This window comes from Globicatella sulfidifaciens DSM 15739 (assembly GCF_900167405.1).
GTDB classification, from domain to species: Bacteria; Bacillota; Bacilli; order Lactobacillales; family Aerococcaceae; genus Globicatella; species Globicatella sulfidifaciens.
On record NZ_FUWO01000004.1, the window covers coordinates 14782 to 32107 of the forward strand.

The following is a 17326-nucleotide window of genomic DNA, read 5'->3' on the forward strand; positions in this document are numbered from 1 at the left end:
TCATTCGTTTTCCATCCTTTTCTTATGTTATAATTTAAAATGATAATGAAGATTAGGAGGATTTTATGCATCAAAGTCAAAAGAAAATTGTGACATTTATCTTCGCTATGATAATAGGGCTAATTCTGGTTCTTAACGTACCAATGGCTTATTTTATCGGTCTCATTTTATCATTTATAATTTTATTTGGTCAAAATCATCATGATGTGATGAATATAGGTAAAACCCACTCTATGGGTAAACCAGTAGATTACTTTCCTATCATTTTAGTCGGTTATTTGATTGCTGGCATCGTTAGTTTTTTTATTTAATCTGTTTTAAAGCATAAAAAATGCCAAAAGCTAAATGATGCGCTAAGATATGTTTAAAATAGAAAAAATGTTTCTATTTATAAGGCTTTAATGATATAATGAGAGAGTGAATATATAATTTTAATTGAGATTATAAAAGATAAAGATTGATTGACAAAGGAGCTATGAATTAATGGCGAATATTCTGAAAAATATGTTTGAAAATGACAAAGCAGAATTGAAAAGAACAGCAAAAATTGCTGATAAAGTAATGGAATTAGAACAACGTTACAAGGATATGACCGATGAAGAGTTACGTGGTCAAACTAATATCTTTAAAGAACGTTTATCTAAAGGTGAGACCCTTGATGATATTACCGTTGAAGCATTTGCGGTGACCCGTGAAGCAGCAAGACGTGTTTTAGGGTTATTCCCTTATAAGGTACAAATTCAAGGTGGACTTGTTATCCATAATGGCGATATTGCCGAAATGAAAACCGGTGAAGGTAAAACATTAACCGAAACAATGCCTGTTTATTTAAATGCTTTAACTGGAAAAGGGGTTCACGTTGTAACGGTTAACGATTATTTAGCAACACGTGACTCAAAGGAGATGGGGGAAGTCTTCCGTTTCCTAGGCTTAACAGTTGGTTTAAACTTGAACAGTATGTCAGCGGCGGAAAAACGCGCTGCTTACAATTGTGATGTAACTTATTCGACTAATAATGAATTAGGCTTTGACTATTTACGTGACAACATGGTTGTTTATAAACATCAAATGGTTCAACGTCCTTTACATTTTGCGGTAGTGGATGAGGTAGACTCTATTTTAATTGATGAGGCTCGTACACCTTTAATTATTTCAGGTCAAGCAGGTCGTTCAACAGCCCTTTATTCACGTGCTGATTATTTTGCAAAAGGATTAAAAGAAGAAGAAGATTATACTATTGATTTAACTTCTAAAACGATTGCTTTAACTGATACTGGGGTTGATAAAGCGGAACGCGTCTTCCGTTTACCAAATCTTTATGATGTTAACAATACGGCTCTAGTTCACCATATTGATCAAGCGTTACGTGCCAACTACATCATGATTCATGATATTGATTATGTAGTTGATGAAGGTAAAGTGAAAATCGTCGATCCATTTACAGGACGTATTATGGAAGGACGTCGTTATTCTGATGGCTTGCATCAAGCGATTGAAGCAAAAGAAGGCGTCGAAATTGAAAATGAATCTAAAACAATGGCGACCATTACCTTCCAAAATTATTTCCGTATGTATGAAAAATTATCTGGAATGACTGGGACTGCGAAAACAGAAGAAGAAGAGTTCCGCGAGATATATAATATGAATGTTGTTTCAATACCGACCAATCGTCCAGTTATTCGTGATGATGCAGCCGATTTATTATATCCAAACTTAAAAACCAAATTCCGCGCAGTCGTTAAAGACATCAAGGAACGCCATGAAAAAGGACAACCGATTTTGGTGGGGACAGTTGCGGTGGAAACCAGTGAATACTTATCGCGCTTACTAACACAAGAAGGCATCCCACATGAAGTGTTGAATGCTAAAAATCACTTTAAAGAAGCGGAAATCGTGATGCAAGCAGGGCAACGTGGTGCTGTCACGATTGCAACGAACATGGCTGGTCGTGGTACTGACATTAAATTAGGTAGTGGTGTTACAGAAATAGGCGGTTTATGTGTCATCGGAACAGAACGCCATGAATCACGTCGTATTGATAATCAATTACGTGGGCGTGCAGGACGTCAAGGAGATCCAGGTGCTTCTCAATTTTATTTATCTTTAGAAGATGACTTAATGCGTCGCTTTGGTTCAGATCGTGTTCAAGCTGTTTGGCAAAAATTAAATATGACTGAAGATGAAGAAGAGGATGTAGCAATTCAAAGTAAGATGTTATCACGTCAAGTTGAATCAGCTCAAAAACGCGTTGAAGGTAATAACTATGATACCCGTAAAAACGTTCTAGAATATGATGAAGTCATGCGTGAACAACGTGAAGTTATTTACGGTCAACGTTTACAAGTTATTCAAGAAGAAGGTAGCTTAACACCTTATATTAAAGCAATGATTAAACGTACGATTCAAGCCCAAGTAGATTATGCTACTGAAGGTGAAAAGAAAACATGGAATTTAGAAGGCTTATTAGAATTCGCCCACAATTCATTATTCCATCCAGACGAAATTTCATTAGCGGACTTACAAGGTAAATCACCAAAACAATTGGTTGATTATTTATACGATAAAGCATCTAAAGCGTATGATGAAAAGATTCAAACCTTAGCAACACCGGAACAAGTCAATGAGTTTGAAAAAGTAATTACACTTAAAGTGGTAGATGCGAAATGGACAGATCATATCGATATGATGGATCATTTAAGACAAGGTGTCGGATTACGTGCTTATGCACAAACAAACCCATTAACGGAATATCAAACTGAAGGTTATGAACGATTCCAAGAGATGATTGCTGCAATTGAAGCGGATATCACACGTTTTGTCATGAAGGCTCAAATTAGACAAAATGTGGAACGTGAACAAGTAAATAATCCTGCAGCTCGTCCAGCACCTAGTTCAGCACCAAAAGATGCGATTAAATAATATTATTATTTGAAGATAGATGGAGAATACTAAGATTATGTTTTTCACGACCTTCTTAAAAATTTAAAAGTGCAGTGGTTGACTGACTTAAAACAAAGTTCGGTTGGACTGGTTTTATAAACGAGTCAACTGTGAGGGGTGGGCTATAGAAGCGAAAATCACAGATTTTCAACTTCTGGTCCACTCTCTTTTTTAAAGAAAGGAATATTAATTACCGATGGAATTATATGAGATAAAACAATTTATGACAGAAGCCGAAAAACAGATTAATAGTTTTAGGGGGTCTCTTTGACTTTGATGCATTAGAAGCCGATATTGCAGATTATGAGCATCAAATGACGGACACCAATTTTTGGGATGATAATGAACAAGCTCAAAAGACAATTAGTTTATTGAATGAAGCAAAATCTACTTATCAAACTTTTAAAGGATTAGAAGGACAGTTTGAAGAGATTTCAATGGCAGTCGAACTATTTGAAGAATCTGATGATCATGATTTAATGGAAGAAGCAATTGAGCAAGTAGGTCAATTGAAAAAAAGTTTAACGAATTATCAATTGAAATTATTATTATCAGAACCACATGATGCCTCTAATGCTATTTTAGAGATTCATCCCGGTGCGGGTGGGACCGAATCACAAGATTGGGGTAGTATGTTATTAAGAATGTATCAACGTTGGGCAGACCAAAATGGTTTTAATGTCAGTATGGTAGACTATCAAGATGGTGAAGAGGCCGGGATTAAAAGTGTGACCCTGGAAATTGAAGGTCATAATGCTTATGGATATTTGAAATCAGAAAAAGGTGTCCATCGTTTAGTAAGGATTTCGCCATTTGATTCGAACAGTCGTCGACACACCTCGTTTTGTTCAGTTGAAGTCACACCGATGATTGATGATACGATTGAATTAGAAATCAATCAAGATGATTTACGGATTGATACTTATCGAGCATCGGGAGCTGGGGGTCAACATATTAATAAAACCAGTTCAGCAATCCGAATCACGCATATTCCAACTGGCATTGTGACACAAAGTCAATCTCAACGCTCACAATTCCAAAACCGTGATTTGGCGATGAAATTATTAAAAGCAAAACTCTATCAATTGGAGGAAGAAAAAAAGGCCCAAGAAATTGCGGAATTAAAAGGAGAACAAAGTAAAATTGCTTGGGGTTCACAAATTAGATCATATGTCTTTCATCCATATTCAATGGTCAAAGATCACCGTACCAATTATGAGACAGGCAATACTCAAGCAGTCATGGATGGCGATTTAAATGAGTTTATTGATGCCTATTTAAAATGGCGTATTCAAGATCATCGAGAAGAATGACAATGATTTGATACTCGTTTGACAAAAGATAATAATATTTTTATGTTAAACTAGGTGAGAAAATACCTGAAAAGGAGAAAATGATGATAGAACTAATGAATGTAACGAAACAATATCCTAATGGTATTAAAGCATTAGACAATATCACCTTACGTATTGAGCAAGGCGAATTTGTTTATTTAGTTGGACCGAGTGGTTCAGGAAAATCAACTTTTATGAAATTACTTTATCGCGAAGAAGTTCCTACGAAAGGACGCGTTCAAGTAGGTAAATATCAAATGCCTAAAATGAAGGACAAAGAGGTCCCTTTTTTAAGACGTTATGTAGGCGTTGTTTTTCAGGATTTTAAATTATTACCCAAACTAACTGTTTATGAAAATGTTGCTTATGCAATGGAAGTCACTGGTAAGAAAAGTAAAGATATTAAGCATCGAGTTAATGAAGTGTTAGAGCAAGTAGGTTTAAGAACGAAAGTCAATCAGCTACCAGAAGAATTATCTGGTGGTGAGCAACAAAGAGTGGCGATTGCTAGGGCAGTCGTTAACAAGCCCGCTATTCTAATTGCCGATGAACCGACTGGTAATTTAGATCCAGAGACCGCTCTAGGAATTTTGAAATTATTGGAAGATATCAATAATTTAGGCACCACTGTTATCATGGGAACACATAACGAAACATTCGTTAATGACTACCGTCATCGTGTATTAGAATTGAACCGAGGATACTTGGTTCGCGATGATTATAAGGGGGAATACGATGATCATCATTAGAAATTTCTTCCGTCATGTTCGTGATGGTATCCGGAATTTATTTAGAAATGGTTGGATGACAACCGCTTCCGTTTTTACAATGGCTTTAACCTTGTTTATGATAGGAGGACTCGTCTTACTATTAACCAATATTGAAAAGATTACTTCAGATATTGAATCCAGTATTCAAATTCGCGTTATGATTGATGCTGCCGCCAATGAGCAAGATGAAAAATTGTTAAAAGAAGAAATTCAAGCGATACAGCATGTTAAGACGATTACGTATCGGACTAAAGATGAAGAACTAGAAGCCTTAATCGAAAATGTAGGGGAAGAATTTGCTCTCCATGAAGGCGATGCAAATCCTTTATTAAATGTATACGTTGTAGACGTAGATGATGTTGACAACATTAGCCAAGTTGCTAATCAAATTAATGACTTAAAGTATGTTTCAGAAGCGACTTACGGTGCCTTAACAGCAGATAATTTATTTAAGCAGATTGATGTCTTACGTTATATTCTCGCTGTGATTGCGGCTATTTTAATTGTAGTAGCGGTCTTGTTAATTAGTAATACGATTCGTCTTACAATCTTCGCGAGACAGACAGAAATTGAGATTATGCGTTTAGTAGGAGCGAAAAATAGCTTTATTCGTGCACCTTTTGCTTACGAAGGAGCTTTTATCGGTATTTTGGGCGCAGGCATTGCCTTTGGTATACTCTATGCTATTTACGAAGCTGTTCGTCGCGTACCAGGACAAATTTTCGGAATGGTAAATATCCAATTTTTACCAACGATGCCATTACTACTATATATTGGAATCGGCATATTGATTATAGGAATAATTTTAGGTATTTTTGGAGCCCGTCGTTCAATGCGCCAATTTTTAAGAATATAAGATAAAAAACGTTGTGAAGCAGAAAATGGTTCACAACGTTTTTTTATAGAATTATTTTTTACGTAATTCGGTTAAAATGTCTTGTAATAATTCAGTTTCAGTTGGTGCAGCCGGACCTTCTTCAACAGGTTTAGGTCTTTGAACTTTTTCTAAACCTTTAATAACCATGAATAAGAAAGCAGCGATTAAAACAAAATTAATAATAGCTTGAATAAAGTTACCAACACCTAAAGTAGTGTTACCAATTTTTAAAGCAATACCTGAAACGTCTGCTTGACCCGTGATGGCTACAATGATTGGCATAAAAATATCTTCAACTAAACTAGTAATAATTGCAGTAAAAGCAGTACCCATAATAACAGCAGTTGCTAATTGTAAAATATTATCATTAGCAATAAACTCTTTAAACTCTTTCCACATTATTTTTCCCTCCTAATTTCAATGTGTGTCAAGTATACCATAAATTTGAAATAATTTCAAAAGGATGTCAATCACTATAAAAAAAGATTATAAATTTATTTTGTAATATATTTTTCAATAGGGTAGTCATTGGGATTAATATCCCATTGTCCATTCATTATCAATTGACTCCATTGATATCCTAAATAAGGACCACTAGTGAGACCAGATGATCCGAGTCCAGAAATGGCCCATAAAGTATGGGTTTCGGGTACTTGTCCCACTAAAACGGAATAATCAGACGTATAAGCACGTGTTCCAACACGTGTGGATTTAATCTGATATTGATCAATAGTAGGTATCCATAATTTCGCTTCAGCCGTTAATTCTTTTAATTTTGAATCATCAACGGATAGGTCAAAACCTTGATCATCCTCGTGAGTAGCACCGAGCACAATTTCTCCTTTTTTATTAGGGATAATATCTATTTTTCCTGGGGGCATTATAACAGGCCATTGATTATTTTGCCATTGATCATTATGAATCGTATAGAGCTGTCCTTTTTGAGGTCGAATATCGACTGAATAGCCTAAAGGATTTAATAAATTGGGTAACCAAGCTCCTGCTGCTAATAAGATTGCTTGAAATTGTTTTTGTCCTAAAGAAGGAGAGTAGAGTGTATCGGGTGATCTTAATTTAGCTGTTTCATAGTAGATCGTCCCACCTAATTTTTGAATAGCGGCATGTAAGGTGTTGATTAAACCAAGTCCATCTACACGGGCGCCACCTGTCACAAACGTAGCATTTAAATCTGTTTCCAATAGGAGACAGTAATCTTTTAGATTGTCATTCCAGACAGTCTTAACTTCTTGAATAGCTGGGGAGTCTTTTCTTTTTTCTTTCGCAGCTTTTTGGTCACGATTCAAGGCTTTTTCTGATTTGCGAATGAGTAACGTTCCTTGTTCTTCAAAAATGTTAGCCACATTAAATGAATCACTGGATAAATCCGCTATAAGCTGACGATAAAATTCAGCACCTTTTGACACAAGATGATACCAAGGTTTATTGCGTCTTTGACTAAACCATGGACAGATAATGCCGGCAGCCGCTTTGGTAGCTTGACCTGTCCCTTCATCGAAGAGTGTGACATGGTAACCAGCCCTCGTTAAATAATATGCAGCGGTAGATCCAACAATACCACCACCAACAATGGCAATTTGTTTCATTATTTTGCCTTCTTCCTTTATTAATAGTTAGGTATATTTTATCATAAAGGCTGGTCAAAAACTTAAAAATTTTGTTTGTTTTCAGTTCTTTACTTGATAGCATAAAAGATAAAAGGTCTCAAACGAGTCATTAAGACGCAGTTTGAGACCACTTAATATGCGGGGGAGGCAGACGAAGCGAAAATCAGCTAATTTTCTACCTATTGTCTACTCTCGTCCCATTTTTTGAATGTTAATTATCAGTCACCGGATAGATTGTCAAAATTGATATTGTTGAATATATTTTTTAATAATCGGATGGTTAAATAGGGAATAAAGGATGGCAGTATTTAAAAATAAAGAAATAGCATTTTTTATAATACGCATTCCCATGAATACTTCCCAAGCTTTTCCAGTCATCATCCGAACCCATAAAGAACCGAGACCTAAATTTACGAATAAAGTAATCACAAGCACTACTAAAAAGACTCGTTTTAAAGTGATCTTTTGACGCCAAAAACCATAACCATAAATAAAACCTCCTACGGCTGCACTAAGTGTGTAACCAAAAAAGAAGTTTTGGCCGGTCAAGAGTGCACCAATAATATCGTTGAAAATCCCAATAATAAGGGCGTACCATGGACCAAATAGAATACCTGATAAACCAGCACCAATGAAACCAAAGCCAATTTGAACAAAAGGTTCAATTCTCACTGACGGTAAAAATCCTAATGCGATTCTTAGGCCTAAAATAATTCCTAAGAGTGAAATTTGAAAAGCAGACAATTGATGTCGCTTATTGTTAAATATTTTTTCCATAAAAACTCTCCTTTGAGACAGAGAGCTACAATTAAGCAGCGAATGCGAGAAATTACCGCGAGTATACTCTTCGTCTAACAGCAACATTCCATCTGATAGCACTTAACGCAATTTCTCTACTCTGTTATAGTATTTTTGATGACTGATACAAGTAATATACCATTAAAAACATTATAAGTATAGCGGAGCGCTTGTAGTTGACAGTTCAACATGCGAGAGTTTACACTCATTTTATGAGGTGAAGAATATGAATGAAATGATTAAAAAGCAATTAAATCATCGGACAATTCGTTTTTTTAAAGATAAGCAAGTAGCGCCAGAACAATTGAATACTATTTTAGAAGTGATCAATCAAACCGCTAGTAGTAATGCATTACAAGCTTTTTCAATTATTCGAGTAACTGATCAAGAAAAGCGATCTAAGCTAGCTGAAATTACTAAACAAGCCTATATTACAAAAGTACCAGAATTATTTATTTTTGTAATTGATAACTATCGTAATGCTACTATTGCCAAAGCCAAAGGATATCAAGGAGAAAGCTATCGTTCAATGGACTTTTTCTTTCAAGGAGCAGCCGATAGTTATTTAGCAGCCCAAAATGCTACCAATGCTATTGAAGCATTGGGAATGGGGGCTGTTTATTTTGGAAGTATTTTAAACGATGCGCAAGCAGTTGTTAATTTATTTAATTTACCAGAATTAACTTTTCCTATATTAGGACTTGGTTTTGGTTATCCAGATGATGAACCACAATTAAAACCTAGAATGAATCTTAAGCTAAAATTAGGTGAAAATGAGTATCCACAACGAGATGATATAGTAGTTGATTTAGCGGCTTATGATCAAAAGATGCAAGAATATTACGATACTCGTGATAAAAATCGCAGGGTAGATAGTTTTACCAATCAAGTGGTAGCCAAATATCAATCCGCACCAAAATTGAGAACGGAATTATTACGTGTTGTTCAAAGACAAGGATATCAATTGAACCTTGAGTAGAAAAATTACAAAATGAGAGAGTTAGTAAGGATTTTGAAGATTGCTGACTCTCTATTTTTTTATTTAAATCATTAAATCGCACTCCTATGTGGATAAGAACACTGATGGTTGACTCTTTATTTTTGTAGTTTAAATCTTCGATATTTGAATATAAAGTTAAGCTAGCTTTTAAATAAAGAAATAGTTACATTTAAAATGAATATAGATAAAATAAAGAGGTTGATATTCATCTTGATTTCAGTTAAAGTTATAATGGTGTGGAACATAAAATGTTTCACGAAAAGAGAGGGGTTATTTTGATGAACCAAGAATTATTTATCGCGATGCTAAAGGACAAAGGGATTGAATTAACACCTACTCAAATTGACCAATTTGAAACATATTATCAATTATTAGTTGAGTGGAATGAAAAAATTAATTTAACAGCGATTACCGAAAAAGAAGAGGTCTACCTCAAACATTTTTTTGATAGTATTATGGTACTTTGGGAAATGCCATTAGCAGATTATCAAATTAAGCTAGTAGATGTCGGAGCAGGCGCTGGATTTCCAAGTATACCATTGAAAATTATTAAACCTGAGCTCGACATTACGATTATTGATTCTTTGAATAAACGAATTAATTTTTTGAAAATCCTAACAGAAAAACTCGGTTTGGAAAACGTTAAAGCTTTACATGGCAGAGCCGAAGATTTTGGACAAAATCCTGAATTTAGAGGACAATTTGATATCGCAACAGCTAGAGCAGTCGCTTCATTGAATGTTCTATCAGAATTTTGTTTACCATTAGTAAAAAAAGGTGGCTATTTTATTGCATTAAAAGCGGCCAAATCGGATACTGAATTACAAGAAGCTCAAAAAGCCATTGCTGTTTTAGGTGCTAAATTAGAAACAGTTGTAGAGGATCTTTTGCCTTTTGAAGAGAGTGAAAGAACCTTTATTAAAATAAGAAAAACCTTGGAGACGCCGAAGAAATATCCAAGAAAACCAGGAAAACCATTGAAACAACCAATTAAATAAAGGAGGAAATACATAATGGGAAAAATGATTGCAGTGGGTAATCAAAAAGGTGGCGTTGGTAAGACAACTACTACCGTAAACTTAGGAGCAGCTTTAGCTGCATTAGGGAAAAAAGTTTTGATTATTGACTCAGACTCCCAAGGAAATGCTACCAGTGGGTTAGGAGTAGAGCGAGCAGATGTTATTAATAGTCTTTACGAGATATTAGTCGATGAAATCCCAATGGAATCATGTGTTCTTCCAACATCCAGAGCAGGACTGTATATTGTACCTTCAACCATTCAATTAGCAGCAGCAGAATTAGAACTCGCGAGTGTTCCCAACCGTGAATCAAGATTAAAAAATGCGGTCGAACCCCTTCGTGATCAATATGATTTTATATTGGTAGATTGCCCACCTTCTCTTGGACAATTATCGATTAATGCCTTTACAGCAAGTGATACGATATTAATACCTGTTCAAGCTGAATATTATGCATTGGAAGGCTTAAGCCAATTACTCAATACGATTCGTTTAGTGCAACGTAGCTATAATCCTGATTTTCGTATTGAAGGTGTTTTACTGACAATGTTAGATGCGCGCACCAATCTGGGATATGAAGTGGTTGAAGAAGTCAAAAAATATTTCCAAGAAAAAGTATATAATACCATTATTTCAAGAAATATTCGTTTATCAGAAGCACCTTCTTATGGACAATCAATTATTGACTATGATCCACGTTCAAGAGGAGCAGAGATGTATACCGAATTAGCAAAGGAGGTTTTAGCAAATGGCTAATAAAGCTAAAAAAGGCGGGTTAGGCCGTGGAATGGATGCCTTGTTTTCAACTTTTGAAGAAACACCTAATGATAATGAAGTAGTCGTTGAATTAAAAGTTTCTGATATTCGAAGCAATCCTTATCAACCTCGTAAAAATTTTGATGAGAAAGCTTTACAGGAATTAGCAGATTCAATCAAACAGTCTGGTGTTTTTCAACCGATTATAGTACGTCGTTCAACTATTAAAGGCTATGAATTGATTGCAGGAGAACGAAGAGTCCGCGCTAGCCAATTAGCTGGTAAAGAAACTATACCTGCCATTGTTCGTCAAATTGATGAAGAGCAAATGATTGAAATTGCTGTTTTGGAAAACTTACAACGTGAAGACCTCAGTCCAATGGAAGAAGCAGAAGCATATAATGTGTTAATGGAAAAATTGAAATTAACGCAAGCGGAAGTGGCAGAAAGAATGGGTAAAAGTCGCCCTTATATAGCCAATTATTTACGTCTATTAGCACTACCAGAAACAGTAAAAAAAATGTTAAATGATAATTCACTTTCAATGGGACAAGCCAGAACATTACTTGCTTTAAAGGATAAAAGTAAAGTGGTGGCTATTGCAGAAAAAGTAGTAAAAGATCAGTTAACGGTGAGACAATTAGAAGAATTGGTTCAAAGTTTAAATGAGAAAAAAGATGAACCAGAAAAAAAAGACGAAAAAAATAAGCCAGTAAGTAAGCCAACACACATTTTAGCAGTAGAAGAAAGAATGCAAGAATATTTTGGGACTTCAGCTACTGTGCATCAAAAGGGGGACCGTGGTAAAATAGAAATTGAATTTTTATCTCAGTCCGATTTGATCAGAATTTTAGATTTATTAAATATTCATTTATAGGAGCATTGAATGGAAAATAAAGTATATGATAAACTAGACATCGTTGAAATGCGCAAACCACATGCTTGTCAAACGAATCGTTGGCAAATCATTCGTATAGGCATGGATATCCGTATAAAATGTGAACATTGTGGACATATTGTGACGATGACACGACGCGATTTTGAGAAAAAAATGAAAAAAATTCTTCAAAAACATGAAGAACAAGTGAGTGAATAGAAAGAGAGTGAAAGAATGGCTTTAACAGCTGGAATCGTTGGATTACCAAACGTTGGTAAATCAACCTTATTTAATGCAATTACAAAAGCGGGAGTAGAAGCCGCAAATTATCCCTTTGCTACTATTGAACCTAATGTGGGTATGGTAGAAGTGCCCGATCATCGTTTGAATGATATTACTAAGTTAGTACGGCCTAAGAAAACTGTTCCTACAACATTTGAATTTACAGATATTGCTGGGATTGTTAAAGGAGCAAGTAAGGGAGAAGGCTTAGGCAATAAATTTTTAAGTCATATCCGACAAGTGGATGCTATCTGTCAAGTAGTTCGTTGTTTTGATGATGGCAATATTACTCATGTATCCGGAAAAGTCGATCCGATTTCCGATATTGAAACCATTAATTTAGAATTAATTTTTGCTGACTTAGATACTGTTGAAAAGAGGATGGCTCGAGTCGCTAAAATTGCTAAAACTAAAGATAAAGATGCCGTAGCTGAAATGGAAGTTTTAGAAAAATTAAAAGAGGCATTAGAAAACAATCAGTTGGCTAATACCGTCGAATTTTATGATGAGCAATTACCATATGTCCGTAACCTCTTTTTATTAACACGTAAAAAAATGTTATATGTCGCAAATATTGGTGAAGATGAAGTAGCTGATCCTACTGGTAATCCATATTTAGCACAAGTAGTGGCATTAGCTAAAACTCAAGGCGCTGAAGTTGTACCCGTTTGTGCGCGATTAGAAGAAGAAATTGCGGAGCTAGATGATGAAGAAAAACAAATTTTCTTAGAAGATTATGGTATGACGGAATCTGGTTTAGATCGTCTAATTAAAAAAGCCTATAGTTTATTAGGATTAGCAACCTATTTTACAGCAGGTGAGCAAGAAGTAAGAGCTTGGACTTTTAAAGTAGGAATGAAAGCCCCACAAGCAGCAGGCATTATTCATTCTGATTTTGAACGTGGTTTTATCCGTGCAGAAACATTATCTTACGATGATTTAATGTCATATCAAAGTGTCGCAAAAGCACGTGAAGCAGGTAAATATCGTTCGGAAGGTAAAGAATATGTCGTCCAAGATGGCGATATTATGCTTTTCCGCTTTAACGTATAATGGAGGAAGAATCGATGACAGAAAAATTAAATCAAAAGTCAGAATCTGAAATGAAAGAAAATGTAACAGAAGCAATCACTGAAGACACCTCCCAGGCAGTGTTAGAGCCAACAGGAGTAATGGAAGAAGTTCAACAAAATGGTGAGTTATCATCAGATTATAAAGAACAATCAGCTGATACCGACGAAAATCAATCGTCAATTATTCAGGGGATAAACTTAGCTACATTTAATCAAATGACTAAGAAAAATCAACAATATTTATTATCTGTTGAAAAACAATTGGCCAGTATCGATAAAGAGGGAACTACTTTTAAAGCGGTTATTAATGAAATTGCGGATACTTTAATTCAAGGTCAAAAAACCGGACAAACTGCGAAACATTTGTATGGAACGCCAACCGAATGTGTTGAAATTATTAAACAACAACATTTTCCAACTGAAAAAGTTGATGACAATACACCATCTGAACCTTGGAAAATTGGACTTGACGGAGCCTTATTATTAGGATCGATTTATACCTTAATGACCGGTTTATCATTGATGACTTCTAAAACTCCAAGTATTACTGGGATTGGCTTATTAACTTTAATTGTGAATTATATTGTAGCTGGGTTTGCAATGTTATTAATTGCAAGAAATTTACCAAAACCTGATGCACCTAAGGGAGAAAAAGGATATTTTAAATATTTTGGAATGTCAACTTTAGCAATGATTAGTTGGGTGGCTGCAGTCAGTTTAGTAACAGCTTTTGCGCCAAGTATCATTAATCCTATTTTACCGCCTGTTGCCTTATTAACAATAGGTGCCGTTACTATGATAGCGCGATTTTACATTAAAAAAGTATTGAATATTAAAGGTGGCGTATTCTAAAGACGCATGAATGATGAGACTAAGCAGAAACAGAAGTTTATGCTTGGTCTCATCTTGTTATTTAAATGAAGAGGGTGAGAAGTATAAAATATGGATGTTTCCTATAAATTTGCTTGAATGAAAAGGACATCCAAACATGCGATGAATCCTTTTTACTTCCTGATCACTCTCGACTATGTTGGGGTGGACAAACGAAAATTATTTAATTTTCAACTTGTTGCCCACTCATGAAAGTATTTGCTAAGAAAAATTTATAGATTATGTTCAATATAGAATGGAAAATGGTTTTTGCAAAATCGAAAGATAATCATTAAAATTAAATTAAAATTCGTTTATTTGATAAAAAAGTCTTGAAAAAATTATCCGTGAGTGATAGTCTATAATACAATAAACTCGAGGAGGTATAAAATGTCCAATTGGGAAACAAAATTTACTAGAGAAGGTTATACATTTGATGATGTCTTATTAGTACCAGCAAAGAGCGAAGTATTACCAAATGATGTCGATTTAAAGGTGGAGCTAGCTCCTAATTTAAAGCTAAATATTCCGATTATTAGTGCAAGTATGGATACTGTGACCGACTCAAAAATGGCAATTGCGATGGCACGTCAGGGTGGTTTAGGTGTTATCCATAAAAACATGTCCATTAGCGATCAAGCACATGAAGTACGTAAAGTTAAACGTTCGGAAAATGGCGTTATTTTAGATCCATTTTACTTAACACCCAGTCATTCACTAGCGGAAGCAGAAAATTTAATGTCACAATATCGCATCAGTGGGGTTCCAATTGTCAAATCGATGGAAGATAAATTGTTAGTGGGTATTATTACCAATCGTGATATGAAGTTTATTGAAGATTATGATTTACCAATTGGAGATTATATGACGAAAGATAATTTAGTGACCGCACCAATTGGAACATCTTTAGAATCAGCAGAGAAAATATTATATGAACATCGTATTGAAAAACTACCATTAGTAGATGATCATGGGAAATTATCTGGACTGATTACTATTAAAGATATTGAAAAAGTAATTGAATTTCCGAACGCTGCGAAAGATCAACATGGACGATTATTAGTAGCGGCTGCTGTAGGAATTACAAGTGATACCTTTGAAAGAGCAGAAGCCCTTATTAAACAACAAGTCGATGCATTAGTTATTGATACAGCTCATGGTCATAGTGCAGGGGTAATTCGTAAGATTAAAGAAATTCGTCAAGCCTTTCCAGATGTTACGATTATTGCCGGCAATGTCGCAACCGCTGAAGCAACCAGAGAATTATTTGAAGTAGGTGTTGACATTGTTAAAGTGGGAATTGGACCAGGTTCGATTTGTACCACACGTGTCGTAGCAGGTGTTGGCGTTCCTCAATTAACTGCTATTTATGAATGTGCGTCAGCAGCTAAAGAATACAATAAAGCGATAATTGCTGATGGTGGCATTAAATATTCGGGTGACATCGTAAAAGCAATTGCAGCAGGTGGTCATGCTGTCATGTTAGGTAGTATGTTAGCAGGTACTGATGAATCTCCAGGAGAATTTGAAATTTATCAAGGTCGTCGTTTTAAAACGTATCGTGGTATGGGTAGCTTAGCTGCTATGGAAAAAGGTTCAAGTGATCGTTATTTCCAATCGACAAACGAGGCAAACAAATTAGTTCCAGAAGGAATTGAAGGGCGAGTTGCTTATAAAGGTAGCGTAGCCGATATTGTCTTCCAAATGATAGGTGGCTTACGTTCCGGAATGGGATATACTGGTTCAGCTAATTTACGTGAATTACGTGAAGAAGCTCAATTTATTCGTATGAGTGGTGCTGGGTTAATTGAATCTCATCCTCATGATGTGAGCATCACAAAAGAAGCACCAAATTACTCAACACAATAGAAGTAAATCTTAATCATATTTTATTAAGAGTGGAAAAAGGGTAAAATTTGTTTTATCTCTCAATCCACTCTTTTTCTATACATTATCTTGAAAGAGCGTTTACAATTGAGTATACTTAATTCATATATTTTTTATAAAAAGATAAATTTCCAAAAAGGAAATGAATGGAATTAAAAAGATGATGAGGAGTGATGAATTAATGGTCAAAGTGTTAACTCTGGGCGAATCTTTACTAAGACTTTCCACAACCCCCAATGAACGCCTGCGACACTTATCAGAATTACGAGTTGTTTTTGGTGGAGCAGAGGCGAATGTTGCTCACAATTTAGCAATGTTAGGAAATAAGGTCAGATATGCTACCAAAGTACCCGCTAATGAATTAGCTCAAAATATTTATTATGAATTAAATGCGGTAGGTGTCGATACTCAATATATTATTTCCAAAGGTAGTGGTAGGTTAGGAAGTTATTATGTTGAGGTTGGTTCAGATTTAAGAGCTAGTACTGTTGTTTATGATCGAGCTTTTTCTGAAATTGCTAATATGAAGGAACGAGAATGGGATTTGGAGAGTCTATTTGATGGAATCGATATTTTTCATACGACTGGCATCACTCTGGGGCTAAGTAAATTTTGGCATGAATATTTATTAGAATTAATAAAATTTGCTAAATCTAAAGGAATTAAAGTTGTATTTGATATGAATTATCGTAGTGGCTTATGGAGTCAAGAAGAAGCAAAACAGGCATTTGTAAAAGTGTTACCATATGTAGATGTTTTATCTGCGAATAAATTAGATGCGAAACATTTTATGGATATTGAAATAGCAGATGAGTCAAATTCAGAAAACTTTTTGGAGCAAATAGCCCAAAAATATCCAAATGTAGAAGCTATTTTTGGGACAAATCGCATTTCAATGACACCTAATGCTTACCAGTTGACAGGCTTTTATTATGATACTGAGACGAAAAAAGTTTTCCATTCAAAAAAACACCAGATTCAATACGTAGTAGACCGAGTAGGAGCAGGTGATGCATACGCTGCCGGAATTATTGATGGTATAATAAAACATAGAGACCCTCAATCTGTGGTAGAATTTGCAATGGCTTCGTCTGTTCTAAAACATACTATTTTTGGAGATGCTAATTGGTTTACAACTGAGCAAGTTGAACAGTTTATGAAAACTAGTGGAGGCAATATTATTCGTTAAAATATATTAAAGCACTTTTACATAACAGT

The 17326-nt window shown here is 35.1% G+C and carries 17 protein-coding genes and 1 riboswitch; of the genes, 14 read left to right on the forward strand and 3 right to left on the reverse strand.

Translation table 11 applies throughout. The annotated features are described in order from the left end of the window. The first annotated feature begins 65 nt into the window (after nucleotides 1-65). From B5D12_RS02940 to ftsX, 5 genes are all read left to right on the forward strand, one after another. Complete coding sequence (locus B5D12_RS02940; RefSeq protein WP_078755420.1) at nucleotides 66-311, forward strand: hypothetical protein; 246 nt, start codon at nucleotides 66-68, stop codon at nucleotides 309-311. A gap of 172 nt (nucleotides 312-483) precedes the next feature. Beyond that, nucleotides 484-2919 carry a preprotein translocase subunit SecA gene (secA, locus tag B5D12_RS02945; protein ID WP_078755421.1) on the forward strand — a complete coding sequence of 812 codons (2436 nt, stop codon included), beginning with the start codon at nucleotides 484-486 and terminating at the stop codon, nucleotides 2917-2919. Nucleotides 2920-3136: 217 nt separating this feature from the next. After that, nucleotides 3137-4253 (forward strand): peptide chain release factor 2 gene (gene prfB / locus B5D12_RS02950; protein WP_143412029.1). Its coding sequence is split into 2 segments (ribosomal slippage): nucleotides 3137-3208 and nucleotides 3210-4253, totalling 1116 coding nucleotides; the frame shifts between segments, so codons are not numbered across the junction. 83 nt (nucleotides 4254-4336) lie between these two features. Then, the gene (gene ftsE, locus B5D12_RS02955; protein ID WP_078755423.1) at nucleotides 4337-5023 is read left to right on the forward strand and encodes a cell division ATP-binding protein FtsE; all 687 of its coding nucleotides are present in this window, start codon (nucleotides 4337-4339) and stop codon (nucleotides 5021-5023) included. Continuing rightward, a complete protein-coding gene (gene ftsX, locus B5D12_RS02960) occupies nucleotides 5010-5900 on the forward strand; it encodes a permease-like cell division protein FtsX (RefSeq protein WP_234982903.1) in 891 nt (296 codons plus the stop codon). Before ftsE ends, ftsX begins: the two co-directional genes overlap by 14 nt. A gap of 51 nt (nucleotides 5901-5951) precedes the next feature. Here ftsX and mscL read toward each other — a convergent pair whose 3' ends face one another. From mscL to B5D12_RS02975, 3 genes are all read right to left on the reverse strand, one after another. Next, complete coding sequence (mscL, locus tag B5D12_RS02965; protein WP_078755424.1) at nucleotides 5952-6320, reverse strand: large conductance mechanosensitive channel protein MscL; 369 nt, start codon at nucleotides 6318-6320, stop codon at nucleotides 5952-5954. 95 nt (nucleotides 6321-6415) lie between these two features. Beyond that, nucleotides 6416-7525: an NAD(P)/FAD-dependent oxidoreductase gene (locus B5D12_RS02970; protein WP_078755425.1), complete on the reverse strand. Its 1110-nt coding sequence runs from the start codon at nucleotides 7523-7525 to the stop codon at nucleotides 6416-6418. Nucleotides 7526-7783: 258 nt separating this feature from the next. Next, nucleotides 7784-8323 carry a folate family ECF transporter S component gene (locus tag B5D12_RS02975; protein ID WP_078755426.1) on the reverse strand — a complete coding sequence of 180 codons (540 nt, stop codon included), beginning with the start codon at nucleotides 8321-8323 and terminating at the stop codon, nucleotides 7784-7786. A gap of 34 nt (nucleotides 8324-8357) precedes the next feature. Then, nucleotides 8358-8449: riboswitch (THF riboswitch) on the reverse strand. Between the two features lie 121 nt (nucleotides 8450-8570). Here B5D12_RS02975 and B5D12_RS02980 point away from each other — a divergent pair. The 9 genes from B5D12_RS02980 to B5D12_RS03020 all read left to right on the forward strand — a co-directional run bounded on the left by B5D12_RS02980 (nucleotide 8571) and on the right by B5D12_RS03020 (nucleotide 17297). Beyond that, on the forward strand, nucleotides 8571-9323 hold the full coding sequence (locus B5D12_RS02980) for an NADPH-dependent oxidoreductase (RefSeq protein WP_078755427.1): 753 nt from the start codon (nucleotides 8571-8573) through the stop codon (nucleotides 9321-9323). Nucleotides 9324-9622: 299 nt separating this feature from the next. Continuing rightward, nucleotides 9623-10342 carry a 16S rRNA (guanine(527)-N(7))-methyltransferase RsmG gene (gene rsmG, locus B5D12_RS02985; protein WP_078755428.1) on the forward strand — a complete coding sequence of 240 codons (720 nt, stop codon included), beginning with the start codon at nucleotides 9623-9625 and terminating at the stop codon, nucleotides 10340-10342. A gap of 15 nt (nucleotides 10343-10357) precedes the next feature. After that, nucleotides 10358-11119 carry a ParA family protein gene (locus B5D12_RS02990; protein ID WP_078755429.1) on the forward strand — a complete coding sequence of 254 codons (762 nt, stop codon included), beginning with the start codon at nucleotides 10358-10360 and terminating at the stop codon, nucleotides 11117-11119. Further along, nucleotides 11112-11996, forward strand: coding sequence for a ParB/RepB/Spo0J family partition protein (locus tag B5D12_RS02995; RefSeq protein ID WP_078755430.1), 885 nt, complete (start codon nucleotides 11112-11114; stop codon nucleotides 11994-11996). Before B5D12_RS02990 ends, B5D12_RS02995 begins: the two co-directional genes overlap by 8 nt. A gap of 9 nt (nucleotides 11997-12005) precedes the next feature. Further along, nucleotides 12006-12215 carry a DUF951 domain-containing protein gene (locus B5D12_RS03000; protein WP_078755431.1) on the forward strand — a complete coding sequence of 70 codons (210 nt, stop codon included), beginning with the start codon at nucleotides 12006-12008 and terminating at the stop codon, nucleotides 12213-12215. A gap of 15 nt (nucleotides 12216-12230) precedes the next feature. Then, on the forward strand, nucleotides 12231-13331 hold the full coding sequence (gene ychF, locus B5D12_RS03005; protein ID WP_078755432.1) for a redox-regulated ATPase YchF: 1101 nt from the start codon (nucleotides 12231-12233) through the stop codon (nucleotides 13329-13331). A gap of 14 nt (nucleotides 13332-13345) precedes the next feature. Then, nucleotides 13346-14203 (forward strand): DUF1129 domain-containing protein, encoded by an 858-nt coding sequence (locus B5D12_RS03010; protein WP_159443843.1) that lies wholly within the window; start codon nucleotides 13346-13348, stop codon nucleotides 14201-14203. 408 nt (nucleotides 14204-14611) lie between these two features. Further along, nucleotides 14612-16090, forward strand: coding sequence for an IMP dehydrogenase (guaB, locus tag B5D12_RS03015; RefSeq protein WP_078755434.1), 1479 nt, complete (start codon nucleotides 14612-14614; stop codon nucleotides 16088-16090). Between the two features lie 199 nt (nucleotides 16091-16289). Next, a complete protein-coding gene (locus tag B5D12_RS03020; RefSeq protein WP_159443844.1) occupies nucleotides 16290-17297 on the forward strand; it encodes a sugar kinase in 1008 nt (335 codons plus the stop codon). The last annotated feature ends 29 nt before the right edge of the window (nucleotides 17298-17326 follow it).